Source organism: Pseudomonas sp. K8 (assembly GCF_014889455.1).
GTDB lineage: Bacteria > Pseudomonadota > Gammaproteobacteria > Pseudomonadales > Pseudomonadaceae > Aquipseudomonas > Aquipseudomonas veronii.
The window spans coordinates 19,074-32,747 of record NZ_VJWO01000033.1; the positions used below are offsets into that span (position 1 = coordinate 19,074).

At 58.9% G+C, this 13,674-nt stretch carries 10 protein-coding genes; 9 read left to right on the plus strand and 1 reads right to left on the minus strand.

Going from position 1 to position 13,674, the window contains the following annotated elements:
- The 9 genes from sdhA to INT12_RS20685 all read left to right on the plus strand — a co-directional run bounded on the left by sdhA (position 1) and on the right by INT12_RS20685 (position 13,304).
- A complete protein-coding gene (gene sdhA / locus INT12_RS20645; protein WP_017846765.1) occupies positions 1 to 1,773 on the plus strand; it encodes a succinate dehydrogenase flavoprotein subunit in 1,773 nt (590 codons plus the stop codon).
- Between the two features lie 11 nt (positions 1,774 to 1,784).
- Positions 1,785 to 2,489 carry a succinate dehydrogenase iron-sulfur subunit gene (locus tag INT12_RS20650; RefSeq protein WP_017846766.1) on the plus strand — a complete coding sequence of 235 codons (705 nt, stop codon included), beginning with the start codon at positions 1,785 to 1,787 and terminating at the stop codon, positions 2,487 to 2,489.
- A 261-nt stretch (positions 2,490 to 2,750) separates the two neighbouring features.
- Complete coding sequence (locus INT12_RS20655; RefSeq protein WP_017846767.1) at positions 2,751 to 5,582, plus strand: 2-oxoglutarate dehydrogenase E1 component; 2,832 nt, start codon at positions 2,751 to 2,753, stop codon at positions 5,580 to 5,582.
- Between the two features lie 44 nt (positions 5,583 to 5,626).
- Entirely contained in the window at positions 5,627 to 6,850 is a 1,224-nt protein-coding gene (odhB, locus tag INT12_RS20660) for a 2-oxoglutarate dehydrogenase complex dihydrolipoyllysine-residue succinyltransferase (protein WP_193040323.1), read from the plus strand.
- A 101-nt stretch (positions 6,851 to 6,951) separates the two neighbouring features.
- Entirely contained in the window at positions 6,952 to 8,388 is a 1,437-nt protein-coding gene (gene lpdA / locus INT12_RS20665) for a dihydrolipoyl dehydrogenase (RefSeq protein WP_017846769.1), read from the plus strand.
- A 203-nt stretch (positions 8,389 to 8,591) separates the two neighbouring features.
- Positions 8,592 to 9,758, plus strand: a complete 1,167-nt coding sequence (gene sucC / locus INT12_RS20670) for an ADP-forming succinate--CoA ligase subunit beta (RefSeq protein ID WP_017846770.1) — start codon at positions 8,592 to 8,594, stop codon at positions 9,756 to 9,758.
- On the plus strand, positions 9,758 to 10,639 hold the full coding sequence (gene sucD / locus INT12_RS20675; protein ID WP_003172813.1) for a succinate--CoA ligase subunit alpha: 882 nt from the start codon (positions 9,758 to 9,760) through the stop codon (positions 10,637 to 10,639). The genes sucC and sucD overlap by 1 nt, the downstream gene beginning before the upstream one ends.
- A gap of 431 nt (positions 10,640 to 11,070) precedes the next feature.
- The gene (gene brnQ / locus INT12_RS20680; RefSeq protein WP_193040324.1) at positions 11,071 to 12,384 is read left to right on the plus strand and encodes a branched-chain amino acid transport system II carrier protein; all 1,314 of its coding nucleotides are present in this window, start codon (positions 11,071 to 11,073) and stop codon (positions 12,382 to 12,384) included.
- Positions 12,385 to 12,563: 179 nt separating this feature from the next.
- Positions 12,564 to 13,304 (plus strand): DUF599 domain-containing protein, encoded by a 741-nt coding sequence (locus INT12_RS20685; protein WP_017846772.1) that lies wholly within the window; start codon positions 12,564 to 12,566, stop codon positions 13,302 to 13,304.
- Positions 13,305 to 13,417: 113 nt separating this feature from the next.
- Here INT12_RS20685 and INT12_RS20690 read toward each other — a convergent pair whose 3' ends face one another.
- The gene (locus tag INT12_RS20690; RefSeq protein WP_017846773.1) at positions 13,418 to 13,669 is read right to left on the minus strand and encodes a hypothetical protein; all 252 of its coding nucleotides are present in this window, start codon (positions 13,667 to 13,669) and stop codon (positions 13,418 to 13,420) included.
- Between the last annotated feature and the right edge of the window lie 5 nt (positions 13,670 to 13,674).

Below are 13,674 nucleotides of genomic sequence, written 5' to 3' on the forward strand. Positions count from 1 at the left end.
ATGGCTAACATTCCAACTATTTCCTTCGACGCCATCATCATTGGTGGCGGCGGCGCCGGCATGCGCGCAGCGCTGCAACTGGCTCAGGGCGGTCACAAGACTGCCGTGATCACCAAGGTGTTCCCGACGCGTTCCCACACCGTATCGGCCCAGGGTGGCATCACCTGCGCCATCGCCTCCGCCGACCCGAACGATGACTGGCGCTGGCACATGTACGATACCGTCAAGGGTTCCGACTATATCGGTGACCAGGACGCTATCGAATACATGTGTCAGGAAGGCCCGGCCGCCGTGTTCGAGCTGGACCACATGGGTCTGCCGTTCTCGCGTACCGAGCAAGGTCGTATCTACCAGCGTCCATTCGGCGGTCAGTCGAAGGATTACGGTAAAGGCGGCCAGGCTGCCCGTACTTGCGCCGCGTCCGACCGTACCGGTCACGCGCTGCTGCACACCCTGTATCAGGGCAACCTGAAAGCCGGCACCACGTTCCTGAACGAGTACTACGCGGTTGACCTGGTAAAAAACCAGGACGGCGCATTCGTCGGCGTGATCGCTATCTGCATCGAAACCGGTGAAACCACCTACATCCGCGCCAAGGCTACCGTTCTGGCGACTGGCGGTGCAGGTCGTATCTACGCCTCGACCACCAACGCACTGATCAACACCGGCGACGGCGTTGGCATGGCGCTGCGTGCCGGCGTGCCGGTGCAAGACATTGAAATGTGGCAGTTCCACCCAACCGGCATCGCCGGCGCCGGTGTACTCGTCACCGAAGGTTGCCGTGGTGAAGGTGGCTACCTGATCAACAAGCACGGTGAGCGTTTCATGGAGCGTTATGCTCCGAACGCGAAAGACCTTGCCGGTCGTGACGTTGTAGCCCGTTCCATGGTCAAGGAAATCATCGCCGGCAACGGCTGTGGCCCGAACGGCGACCACGTGCTGCTCAAGCTCGATCACCTCGGCGAGGAAGTGCTGCACAGCCGCCTGCCAGGTATCTGCGAACTGTCCAAGACCTTCGCGCACGTTGACCCGGTGGTTGCTCCGGTTCCGGTTGTTCCGACTTGCCACTACATGATGGGCGGCGTGCCGACCAACATCCATGGCCAGGCAATCACCCAGAATGCCGACGGCGTGGACGAGATCATCCATGGTCTGTTCGCGGTGGGCGAAGTGGCTTGCGTATCGGTACACGGCGCCAACCGTCTGGGCGGCAACTCGCTGCTCGACCTGGTGGTCTTCGGCCGTGCTGCCGGCCTGCACCTGGAAAAGGCGCTGACCGACGGCATCGAATACGATGACGCTACCGACGCCAACATCGAAGCTGCCCTGGCGCGTCTGTCCGCTCTGAACGAGCGTACCGAAGGCGAAGACGTGGCTACCCTGCGTCGCGAGCTGCAAAGCTGCATGCAGAACTACTTCGGTGTATTCCGTACCGGCGAATACATGCAGAAGGGTATTGCCCTGCTGGCTGACCTGCGCAAGCGCATCGCCAACGTCAAGATCAACGATAAGAGCCAGGCGTTCAACACCGCTCGTATCGAAGCCCTTGAGCTGCAAAACCTGTTGGAAGTGGCTGAAGCGACTGCGATTGCCGCCGAGGTTCGTAAAGAGTCCCGCGGTGCTCACGCTCGTGAAGACTACGAAGACCGTGACGATGAAAACTGGCTGTGCCACACCCTCTACTTCCCGGGTGAAAAGCGCGTCACCAAGCGTGCCGTTAACTTCTCGCCGAAGACGGTTCCGATGTTTGAACCGAAAATTCGGACTTACTAAGGGTGGCTGCCATGTTGAAAGTCAGTGTGTATCGCTACAACCCTGATCGGGACGCTGCGCCGTTCATGCAGGAATTCCAGGTCAATACCGGTGGTAAAGACTTGATGGTGCTGGATGTGCTGGCCCTGATCAAAGAGCAGGACGAAGGGTTCTCCTATCGTCGCTCTTGCCGTGAAGGTGTTTGCGGCTCCGACGGCATGAACATCAACGGCAAGAACGGCCTGGCGTGCATCACGCCGCTGTCCGCCGTGGTCAAAGGCAACAAGCTGATCATTCGTCCTCTGCCAGGTTTGCCGGTTATCCGTGACCTGGTCGTCGATATGAGCATCTTCTACAAGCAATACGAGAAGGTTAAGCCATTCCTGCAGAACGATACGCCGGCTCCGGCCATCGAGCGTCTGCAGTCCCCGGAAGAGCGCGAGAAGCTCGACGGCCTGTACGAGTGCATCCTGTGCGCTTGCTGCTCGACGTCGTGCCCATCCTTCTGGTGGAACCCGGACAAATTCCTGGGCCCGGCTGCTCTGCTGCAAGCATATCGCTTCCTGGCAGACAGCCGTGACACCCAGACCTCCGAGCGTCTGGCTTCACTGGATGACCCGTTCAGCGTATTCCGCTGCCGCGGGATCATGAACTGCGTCAACGTATGTCCTAAAGGCCTGAACCCGACTAAGGCCATTGGTCACATCCGTAACATGCTGCTGCAAAGCGGCGTGTAATTGACGTTGTAGCAAAGCAGGACCGTTGTGCCCGTAAATGCTACGGCGCAGGCTTCAACCGGCGCCGTAGTCTTAACTTGAGCAGCGACTTACAAAGCCGCGGCTCTTATTTTGAAGAAATGAGACAAGCAGGGGCATTCGGGTTGGTACCCGAACTATCAGCGTGATCCTAAGTGGCTTGTTTTGGTCGCTGCACTTGGCCTTTTGCAAGCAAACTCGGTGTCGCCGCCGGTGGTGTCCCCAAATCGAGGGTGACCAAGCATGCAAGAAAGCGTGATGCAGCGCATGTGGAACAGCGGCTATCTTTCAGGTGGTAACGCTGCCTATGTGGAAGAGCTTTATGAGCTCTACCTGCACGACCCTAACGCTGTGCCAGAAGAATGGCGCACCAAATTTCAGACGTTGTCTTCAGACGGCAACGCTGCCACCGATGTATCGCACGCAACAATTCGCGATCAGTTCGTGCTGCTGGCAAAGAACCAGCGCCGCGCCCAACCGGTTTCCGCCGGAAGCGTGAGCAGTGAGCATGAGAAGAAGCAAGTTGAAGTACTGCGACTGATCCAGGCCTACCGTATGCGCGGCCACCAGGCGGCCCAGCTCGACCCGCTGGGGCTCTGGAAGCGTCCTGCACCTGCAGACCTGTCGATCAATCATTACGGCTTGACCAATGCCGATCTTGATACGACCTTCCGTGCCGGAGACCTGTTCATCGGCAAAGAGGAAGCGAGCCTACGCGAAATTCACGAAGCGTTGCAGCAGACATATTGCCGCACCATTGGCGCTGAGTTCACGCACATCACCGACTCCGAACAGCGTCACTGGTTCCAGCATCGCCTGGAAGGCGTGCGTGGCCGTCCGGTGTTGTCTGCCGATGTGCGCAGCCACCTGCTTGAGCGCGTGACCGCAGCCGAAGGTCTCGAAAAATACCTGGGCACCAAATACCCGGGCACCAAGCGTTTCGGCCTGGAAGGCGGCGAGAGCCTGATTCCGATGCTCGACGAGCTGATCCAGCGTTCCGGCTCCTACGGCACCAAGGAAATCGTGATCGGCATGGCCCACCGTGGCCGTCTCAACGTGCTGGTCAACACCTTCGGCAAGAACCCGCGCGACTTGTTCGACGAGTTCGAAGGCAAGAAAAAGGTCGAGCTGGGTTCCGGTGACGTTAAATACCACCAGGGCTTCTCGTCCAACGTGATGACCACCGGCGGTGAAGTTCACCTAGCCATGGCCTTCAACCCGTCCCACCTGGAAATCGTTTCTCCAGTGGTCGAGGGTTCGGTGCGGGCTCGCCAGGATCGTCGTAACGACGCGACCGGTGAGAAGGTTCTGCCGATTTCCATCCACGGCGACGCGGCATTCGCCGGTCAAGGCGTGGTCCTGGAAACCTTCCAGATGTCGCAGACCCGCGGCTTCAAGACCGGCGGTACCGTTCACATCGTCATCAACAACCAGGTGGGCTTCACCATCAGCAACCCGTTGGACGCGCGTTCCACCGAGTACGCCACCGACGTTGCCAAGATGATCCAGGCGCCGATCCTCCATGTGAATGGTGATGATCCGGAAGCCGTGCTGTTCGTGACCCAACTGGCTGTCGACTACCGCATGCAGTTCAAGCGTGACGTGGTGATCGACCTGGTTTGCTACCGCCGTCGCGGTCACAACGAAGCGGACGAACCAAGCGGCACCCAGCCGTTGATGTACCAGCAGATCACCAAGCAGCGCACCACCCGCGAGCTGTACGCCGAAAGCCTGACCAAGGCCGGTGTGATTGACGAAGCGCGTGTTCAGGCGAAAGTCGACGAATACCGCAACGCGTTGGACAATGGTCTGCATGTTGTAAAAAGCCTGGTCAAAGAGCCGAACAAAGAGCTGTTCGTCGACTGGCGTCCGTACCTGGGCCACGCCTGGACTGCGCGTCACGATACGTCGTTCGATCTGAAGACTCTGCAGGAACTGTCTGCCAAGCTGCTGGAAATTCCTGACGGCTTCGTCGTACAGCGCCAGGTCGCGAAGATCTACGAAGACCGTCAGAAGATGCAAGCCGGCGGCCTGCCGATCAACTGGGGTTACGCCGAAACCATGGCGTATGCGACCCTGGCGTTCGAAGGTCACCCGATCCGCATGACCGGCCAGGACATCGGCCGTGGTACGTTCTCGCACCGTCACGCGGTTCTGCACAACCAGAAAGACGCAGGCACCTACATCCCGCTGCAACACCTGTACGAAGGCCAGCCACGTTTCGACCTGTACGATTCGTTCCTGTCCGAAGAAGCCGTACTGGCGTTCGAATACGGTTACTCGACCACCACGCCTAACGCGCTGGTGATCTGGGAAGCCCAGTTCGGCGACTTCGCCAACGGTGCCCAGGTGGTTATCGACCAGTTCATCACCAGCGGCGAGCACAAGTGGGGCCGTCTGTGCGGTCTGACCATGCTGCTGCCACACGGTTATGAAGGTCAGGGTCCGGAGCACTCCTCGGCCCGTCTGGAGCGTTACCTGCAGCTGTGCGCCGAGCACAACATCCAGGTGTGCGTGCCGACTACCCCGGCCCAGATCTACCACTTGCTGCGTCGCCAGGTCATTCGCCCGCTGCGCAAGCCGCTGGTAGTGCTGACGCCGAAATCGCTGTTGCGTCATAAATTGGCCATCTCGACCCTGGAAGATCTGGCGGAAGGCTCGTTCCAGACCGTTATTCCAGAAATCGATACACTGGACGCGGCCAAGGTCACTCGCCTGATCCTGTGCAGCGGCAAGGTCTACTACGATTTGCTGGAAAAACGCCGTGCCGAAGGCCGCGAAGACATCGCCATCGTGCGTATCGAGCAGCTTTACCCGTTCCCGGAAGATGACCTCATGGAGATCATCGCGCCTTACACCAACCTCACTCATGTAGTGTGGTGTCAGGAGGAACCGATGAACCAGGGCGCCTGGTACAGCAGCCAGCATCATCTGCGTCGCAGCATTGGTAACCACAACAAGGCCCTGGGCCTGGAATACGCCGGTCGCGATGCTTCTGCCGCGCCTGCCTGTGGTTATGCATCGATGCACGCCGAGCAGCAGGAAAAACTCCTGCAAGATGCTTTCACTGTTTAACGCCTTCGCGCTGACTGAAACCGAATTTTAAGGACCCACAGATAATGGCTATCGAAATCAAAGCCCCGACATTCCCGGAATCGGTTGCCGATGGCACCATTGCCACTTGGCACAAGAAACCAGGCGAGGCTGTAAAGCGTGACGAACTGATCGTCGACATCGAGACCGACAAAGTCGTTCTGGAAGTGTTGGCTGAAGCTGACGGCGTGTTGGGCGCGATCATTGCCAACGAAGGCGATACCGTCCTGTCCAACCAGGTACTGGGCTCGATCGAAGCGGGCAGCGCTGCTGCCGCTCCGGCTGCCGCTGCACCGGCTGTTGCTGCTTCTGCTCCAGCTGCCGCTCCGGCGGCGGGTGGCGAAGATCCAATCGCCGCACCGGCTGCTCGTCAGCTGGCCGAAGAGAACGGCATCAACCTGGCTTCCATCAAAGGCACCGGCAAAGACGGCCGTGTGACCAAGGAAGACGTGGTTGCTGCCGTTGAAGCCAAGAAAAACGCTCCAGCTGCCGCACCTGCCAAGGCTGCAGCGCCTGCTGCCGCTGCTCCTGTGTTCGCCGCTGGCGACCGCACCGAGAAGCGCGTGCCGATGACCCGCGTGCGTGCCACCGTGGCCAAGCGTCTGGTTGAAGCACAGTCGAACATGGCGATGCTGACCACCTTCAACGAAGTCGACATGACCGAAGTCATGGCCCTGCGTTCGAAGTACAAGGACCTGTTCGAGAAGAGCCACAACGGCGTGCGCCTGGGCTTCATGTCGTTCTTCGTGAAAGCGGCCACCGAAGCGCTGAAACGCTTCCCGGCAGTCAACGCTTCCATCGACGGCAGCGACATCGTTTACCATGGTTATGCGGACATCGGCGTTGCCGTGTCCAGCGACCGCGGCCTGGTGGTTCCGGTTCTGCGTAACGCCGAGCTGATGAGCCTGGCTGAAATCGAAGGCGGCATCGCCGGCTTCGGCAAGAAAGCCCGTGACGGCAAGCTGACCATCGACGAGATGACCGGCGGCACCTTCACCATCACCAACGGTGGTACCTTCGGTTCGATGATGTCGACTCCGATCGTCAACCCGCCGCAAGCTGCGATCCTGGGCATGCACAACATCATCCAGCGTCCGATGGCCATCAACGGCCAAGTCGTGATCCGTCCGATGATGTACCTGGCGCTGTCTTACGATCACCGCCTGATCGATGGTAAAGAAGCCGTGACTTTCCTGGTGACCATCAAGAACCTGCTGGAAGACCCAGCTCGTCTGCTGCTGGATATCTGATAGAAGCAGCTGCGGGCCTCAAGTGACAGGCTGCCGGATACGGCAGTCGGGCTTGGGGCCTGCGGCTTGACAGCTTGCTGCTAAATAGAGGAACTATTTTCATGTCGCAGAAATTTGACGTTGTAGTGATTGGTGCAGGTCCTGGCGGCTATGTTGCCGCTATCAAGGCCGCACAACTGGGCCTCTCGACTGCTTGCATCGAAAAATACACCGACAAGGAAGGCAAACTGGCACTGGGCGGTACCTGCCTGAACGTTGGTTGCATTCCTTCCAAGGCGCTGCTGGACAGCTCCTGGAAATTCCACGAAGCGCAAAGCGGTTTTGCCATCCACGGCATCCACCACGCTGGCGTGACCATGGACGTACCCGCGATGGTCGGCCGTAAAGCCAACATCGTCAAAGGCCTGACCTCCGGCGTTGCCACCCTGTTCAAGGCCAACGGCGTAACTTCCCTGCAAGGCCACGGCAAGCTGCTGGCCGGCAAGAAAGTTGAAATCACCAAGCCGGACGGTTCGGTCGAAATCATCGAAGCCGAAAACGTGATCCTGGCTCCAGGTTCGCGTCCGATCGACATTCCACCAGCACCTGTTGACCAGAAAGTCATCGTTGATTCGACCGGCGCCCTGGAATTCCAAGCAGTTCCCAAGCGTCTGGGCGTGATCGGCGCCGGCGTGATCGGCCTGGAACTGGGTTCGGTCTGGTCCCGCCTGGGTTCCCAGGTCACTGTACTCGAAGCCCTGGACACGTTCCTGCTGGCTGCCGACACCGCAGTGTCCAAGGAAGCCCTGAAAACTCTGACCAAACAGGGTCTGGACATCAAGCTGGGCGCTCGCGTGACCGGCTCGAAGGTCAACGGCGAAGAAGTAGTCGTGACCTACACCGACAAGGATGGCGAACAGACCATCACCTTCGACAAGCTGATCGTAGCCGTTGGTCGCCGTCCAGTGACCACCGACCTGCTGGCAGCCGACAGCGGCGTGAACATCGACGAGCGTGGTTTCATCCACGTTGACGATCACTGCGCTACCACCGTTCCTGGCGTCTACGCCATTGGCGACGTGGTTCGCGGCATGATGCTGGCGCACAAGGCTTCCGAAGAAGGCATCATGGTTGTCGAGCGCATCAAGGGCCACAAAACCCAGATGAACTACGACCTGGTCCCATCGGTTATCTACACCCACCCGGAAATTGCATGGGTCGGCAAGAACGAACAGCAGTTGAAAGCTGAAGGCGTTGAAGTTAACGTCGGCACCTTCCCGTTCGCTGCTTCTGGTCGTGCCATGGCAGCCAACGACACCGGTGGTTTTGTCAAAGTCATCGCTGATGCCAAGACTGACCGCGTATTGGGCGTCCATGTGATTGGCCCAGGCGCAGCAGAACTGGTCCAGCAGGGCGCAATCGGTATGGAATTCGGCACCAGTGCCGAGGACATCGGCATGATGGTTTTCTCCCATCCGACCCTGTCCGAAGCATTGCACGAAGCCGCGCTGGCAGTGAATGGTCATGCCATTCACATCGCGAACAAGAAGAAGCGCTAAAACGAGATAATAAGAAACCACGGCGGTTGCCCGTCGTGAGCCTTGCGCGCAAGACTCACCGCGGAATATCCGCTGGACGCAGCCTTGCGCAGCTTGACCGGGCTTGAGTCCGGCAAGTTGCGTAAGCAGCAGTCACAGGTGGCGCGGCACTCATAATGAGCGCAGCGCCGAATGCGCAGTACCTAACGAAGACGGTAAAAAGCATGAATCTTCACGAGTATCAGGGTAAGCAGCTGTTCGCTGAATACGGCCTGCCAGTATCCCAGGGCTACGCAGTAGACACCCCGGAAGCAGCAGCAGAAGCTTGCGATAAAATCGGCGGGACCGAATGGGTTGTAAAAGCCCAGGTTCACGCAGGTGGTCGCGGTAAAGCGGGCGGCGTTAAGCTGGTTCGCAGCAAAGAAGACGCCAAGGCCTTCGCACAGCAGTGGCTGGGCAAGCGTCTGGTGACTTACCAGACTGATGCCAATGGCCAGCCAGTCACCAAGATCCTGGTTGAATCGTGCACTGATATCGCTAAAGAGCTGTACCTGGGCGCTGTCGTTGACCGTTCGAGCCGTCGCATCGTGTTCATGGCTTCCACCGAAGGTGGCGTGGACATCGAAAAAATCGCTCACGATACCCCTGAAAAAATTCTGAAAGCCACTATCGATCCACTGGTTGGCGCTCAGCCATTCCAGGGTCGCGAGCTGGCTTTCCAGCTGGGTCTGGAAGGCAAGCAAGTTGCCCAGTTCGCCAAGATCTTCGTAGGTCTGGCCAAACTGTTCCAGGATCACGATCTGGCCCTGCTGGAAGTGAACCCGCTGGTGATCAAGGCTGACGGCGATCTGCATTGCCTCGACGCCAAGATCAACATCGACGCCAACGCCATGTACCGTCAGCCTAAGCTGAAGACTTTCCACGATCCGTCGCAAGACGATCCGCGCGAAGCGCACGCTGCCAAGTTCGAACTGAACTACGTAGCCCTGGAAGGTAACATCGGCTGCATGGTCAACGGTGCCGGCCTGGCCATGGGTACCATGGACATCGTCAACCTGCATGGCGGCAAACCAGCCAACTTCCTCGACGTGGGCGGTGGTGCTACCAAAGAACGCGTAACCGAAGCCTTCAAGATCATCCTGTCCGACTCCAACGTCGCTGCAGTACTGGTCAACATCTTCGGCGGCATCGTTCGTTGCGACATGATTGCCGAAGGCATCATCGGTGCAGTGAAAGAAGTCGGCGTGAAAATCCCGGTTGTTGTTCGCCTTGAAGGTAACAACGCTGAACTGGGCGCTAAAGTACTGGCAGAAAGCGGTTTGAACATCATCGCGGCTACCAGCCTGACCGACGCTGCTCAACAAGTTGTCAAAGCTGCGGAGGGCAAATAATGAGCGTCCTGATCAATAAAGACACCAAAGTTATCTGCCAGGGTATTACCGGTTCGCAAGGTAGCTTCCACACCCAGCAAGCCATCGAATACGGCACCAAGATGGTTGGTGGTGTAACGCCGGGCAAAGGCGGCACCGAGCACCTGGGCCTGCCAGTGTTCAACACCGTTAAAGACGCAGTAGCTGCCACTGGCGCGACCGCCAGCGTGATCTACGTTCCGGCTCCTTTCTGCAAAGACTCGATCCTGGAAGCGGCGTTCGGCGGCATCAAGCTGATCGTGTGCATCACCGAAGGCATTCCTACCCTGGATATGCTGGACGCCAAGGTCAAGTGCGACGAGCTGGGCGTGGTCCTGATCGGTCCTAACTGCCCAGGCGTGATCACTCCAGGCGAATGCAAGATCGGCATCATGCCTGGTCACATTCACTTGCCAGGTAAAGTCGGTATCGTTTCCCGTTCCGGCACCCTGACCTACGAAGCTGTGAAGCAGACCACTGACGCCGGTTTCGGTCAGTCGACTTGCGTCGGCATCGGCGGTGACCCGATCCCAGGCTCGAACTTCATCGACATCCTGAAGCTGTTCCAGGAAGACCCGAAGACCGAAGCGATCGTCATGATCGGTGAGATCGGCGGTTCGGCTGAAGAAGAAGCGGCTGCCTACATCAAGGCCCACGTGACCAAGCCGGTTGTTTCCTACATCGCTGGTGTGACTGCCCCTGCTGGCAAGCGCATGGGCCATGCTGGCGCAATCATCTCTGGCGGCAAAGGCACTGCAGACGAGAAATTCGCTGCACTGCAAGACGCAGGCGTAAAAACCGTGCGTTCGCTGGCAGACATCGGCAAGGCCTTGGCCGAGCTGACCGGTTGGGCAGTCAAGTAAGCCTCGCGCTTAACTGACGCTTCACCAGCAAAGGCCACCTTCGGGTGGCCTTTGTGCATTCTGGGCGGCCCATTTATTGAAATGTACTTGGTCCCATGTGGGAGGGGGCTTGCTCCCGATAGCGGTGGCTCAGTCACTGATGATGTGATTGAACCTCCGCTATCGGGAGCAAGCTCCCTCCCACATTTTTTGTCTGTATTGCCACATTAAGTATGAAAACACGACATTCCAATGTCGCTTATCGGACAGTTCGCCCTGCAACAGTGCGTTTATCGGCCAAATTCTGTAACCTTGCCGCCTCTTTAAGCGCTCGCATCCCAAAAGGAAGCCGCGCGCTAGACCGGTCGGTGCCCACAAGGGCCGGCAGCATTTCCCTCATCCATAGGGAAGCCCTCTCTAAATTCCGATTCAGTAGTGTGGTATTTCCTCAAATGAAAGTGTTGAAAAGCCAGGACATCCTGGCGTTGGGCTTCATGACTTTTGCCCTGTTCGTGGGGGCCGGCAACATCATCTTCCCGCCTATCGTTGGTTTGCAGTCCGGGCCCCATGTCTGGATGGCGGCGTTGGGTTTCCTGATCACCGCGGTCGGGCTCCCGGTGGTCACCGTGATCGCCCTGGCCAAGGTCGGTGGTGGTATGGATGCGTTGAGCAGCCCGATCGGCAAGATCGCCGGTGGCCTGCTGGCGGCGGCAGCGTATCTGGCGGTAGGGCCGCTGTTCGCCACCCCGCGTACCGCGACCGTGTCCTTTGAAGTGGGCCTGGCGCCGTTGACCGGTGAAAGCCCGCTGGCGCTGTTCCTCTACAGCGCGGTGTACTTTCTGGTGGTGTTTTTCGTCTCCCTGTACCCGGGCCGTCTGTTGGACACCGTGGGCCGTTTCCTGGCACCGCTGAAAATCATCGCGCTGTCCATCCTTGGTATCGCCGCGTTTGCCTTGCCGGCCGGTGAAGTGGGCGTCGCCAACCCGGAATACGTGGCCGCGCCGTTCTCCCAAGGCTTTATCAATGGTTACCTGACCATGGATACCCTGGGCGCGCTGGTGTTCGGTATCGTGATCGTCAACGCGATCCGTTCCCGTGGTGTCGAATCGCCTAAATTGATCACCCGCTACGCGATCATTGCCGGGCTGATTGCCGGCGTCGGCCTGGCGTTGGTGTATGTCAGCCTGTTCCGCCTCGGGGCGGGCAGCCATGAGATCGCCGCCGGTGCCGCCAATGGCGCCGCCGTCCTGCACGCCTACGTGCAACACACCTTTGGTTCCCTGGGCAGCGGCTTCCTGGCCGTGCTGATCTCCCTGGCCTGCCTGGTCACCGCCGTCGGCCTGACCTGTGCCTGCGCCGAGTACTTCAGCCGGATCCTGCCGCTGTCCTACAAGACCCTGGTGGTGATCCTGGCGCTGTTCTCGCTGTTCGTGTCCAACCTGGGCCTGACCAAACTGATCGCGTTTTCGATCCCGGTGCTCACTGCGATCTACCCGCCATGCATCGTGCTAGTGGCTTTGAGCTTCTGCAAAGACTTCTGGCAGGAGCAGAGCCGCATCGTTGGCCCGGTGATGTTGGTGTCGTTCATCTTCGGCTGCATCGATGCGCTCAAGGGCGCCGGCCTGGCGGGCTGGATGCCGTCGCAATTGGCCAACCTGCCGTTGAGCGAGCAGGGCCTGGCGTGGCTGGTGCCATCTGTGATGATGCTGGTGGTCGCGGTGGTGGTTGACCGCATGCTGGGCAAGCGCAGCGAAGCGGTCGCGTAACCCCCGGCTTCACGCTGTATTGAAATGCCCCGTATCGATTGATACGGGGCATTTTTTATGGGCGGCGGGCAGTGCCTTTTTCCGTGGGCTAACGTCGAAGGAGTAACGCAAAGCTCAAGCTGGAACCCGGCGCCCACACTTAACCGGGTTCATGAAATCTGTCGTGTATAAGGACCCGCATGCCGTTTATCGAAGCCAACCTGATCCACTTGCTTGCCGCCCTCTGGTTCGTCCTCTGTTGGGGCGGCTACACCCGTTATGCCACCTGGAAAGCACGCGACACTGCCTGTCTGGCCAGCGTGCTGCACCTGTATCGCGAAGATTGGATGCGTCGCATGCTGCTGCGTGACAACCGCATCGCCGACGCCAGTGTGATTGGCAATCTTGAGCGCAACGCCTCGTTCTTCGCTTCCAGCACCTTGATCATCCTTGCGGGCATTCTCACCGTGTTGGGCGCCTCGGAGCGGGCGGTTTCATTGCTGGCCGATATTCCGCTGGTGCAGCAGGCATCCCAGGGTATGTCGGAGATCAAGCTGCTGTGCCTGGCACTGGTGTTCGTCTACGCGTTCTTCACGTTCAGCTGGTGTATGCGCCAGTACAACTTTGCCGCGGTGCTGGTGGGGTCGGCGCCGATGATCGGCGAGCGGCACGTGTCGGAGCAGGAGCGCAAGGCGTTTGCCCTGCGGGCGGCGCGGGTGATTTCGATGGCGGCCAACCAGTTCAACTTTGGCCTGCGCGCTTATTACTTCGGGATGACCATGCTGGCATGGTTTGTCAGCCCCTGGCTGTTCATGTCGATGAGCGCCGGGGTGGTGTTGGTGCTGTATCGCCGAGAGTTTCATTCCGACGTACTGCAAGTGATGGTGTATACGCAGACCGATACGTCGCTGCCGGACGTGGCCAAAGACCCGGTGGCGTAAAGCGCTGCAGGCATAGCGCCGGTTTATCGCACTCCGCGCCAACAGCAGACAAAGTAAAGCCCGCTATCTAAGCGGGCTTTCTTTTTGCAGCCAAGCTATTTCAAGCCCCGGTATCAAGAACCGGTTGCTGGGGTAGCAGGTGCTGCTTCTTGTGCTGCGGCTTTGTTCGATTCGGCCTGAGCTTTGGCAGCATCGCCGTTTTCTTTCGCAGCTTCGTTCACTTTATCCTGTGCTGCAGCCATATCTTTCTGAGCTTGCTCAGAGTGCGCGGCGGCATCTTGGGCCTTGTTTTCGGATTTCTTGTCGCAGGCAGCGAGACCGAGGGCAGCGGCCAGCATCATGGAAATAGCTAAAGTCTTGCGCATTGGGT

What these genes read in the sequence shown, in the direction of transcription:
- INT12_RS20690 (WP_017846773.1), bottom strand. Translation starts at nt 13,669, where the DNA reads ATGCGCAAGACTTTAGCTATTTCCATGATGCTGGCCGCTGCCCTCGGT.
- odhB (WP_193040323.1), top strand. Translation starts at nt 5,627, where the DNA reads ATGGCTATCGAAATCAAAGCCCCGACATTCCCGGAATCGGTTGCCGAT.
- sucC (WP_017846770.1), top strand. Translation starts at nt 8,592, where the DNA reads ATGAATCTTCACGAGTATCAGGGTAAGCAGCTGTTCGCTGAATACGGC.
- sdhA (WP_017846765.1), top strand. Translation starts at nt 1, where the DNA reads ATGGCTAACATTCCAACTATTTCCTTCGACGCCATCATCATTGGTGGC.
- brnQ (WP_193040324.1), top strand. Translation starts at nt 11,071, where the DNA reads ATGAAAGTGTTGAAAAGCCAGGACATCCTGGCGTTGGGCTTCATGACT.
- INT12_RS20650 (WP_017846766.1), top strand. Translation starts at nt 1,785, where the DNA reads ATGTTGAAAGTCAGTGTGTATCGCTACAACCCTGATCGGGACGCTGCG.
- INT12_RS20685 (WP_017846772.1), top strand. Translation starts at nt 12,564, where the DNA reads ATGCCGTTTATCGAAGCCAACCTGATCCACTTGCTTGCCGCCCTCTGG.
- sucD (WP_003172813.1), top strand. Translation starts at nt 9,758, where the DNA reads ATGAGCGTCCTGATCAATAAAGACACCAAAGTTATCTGCCAGGGTATT.
- lpdA (WP_017846769.1), top strand. Translation starts at nt 6,952, where the DNA reads ATGTCGCAGAAATTTGACGTTGTAGTGATTGGTGCAGGTCCTGGCGGC.
- INT12_RS20655 (WP_017846767.1), top strand. Translation starts at nt 2,751, where the DNA reads ATGCAAGAAAGCGTGATGCAGCGCATGTGGAACAGCGGCTATCTTTCA.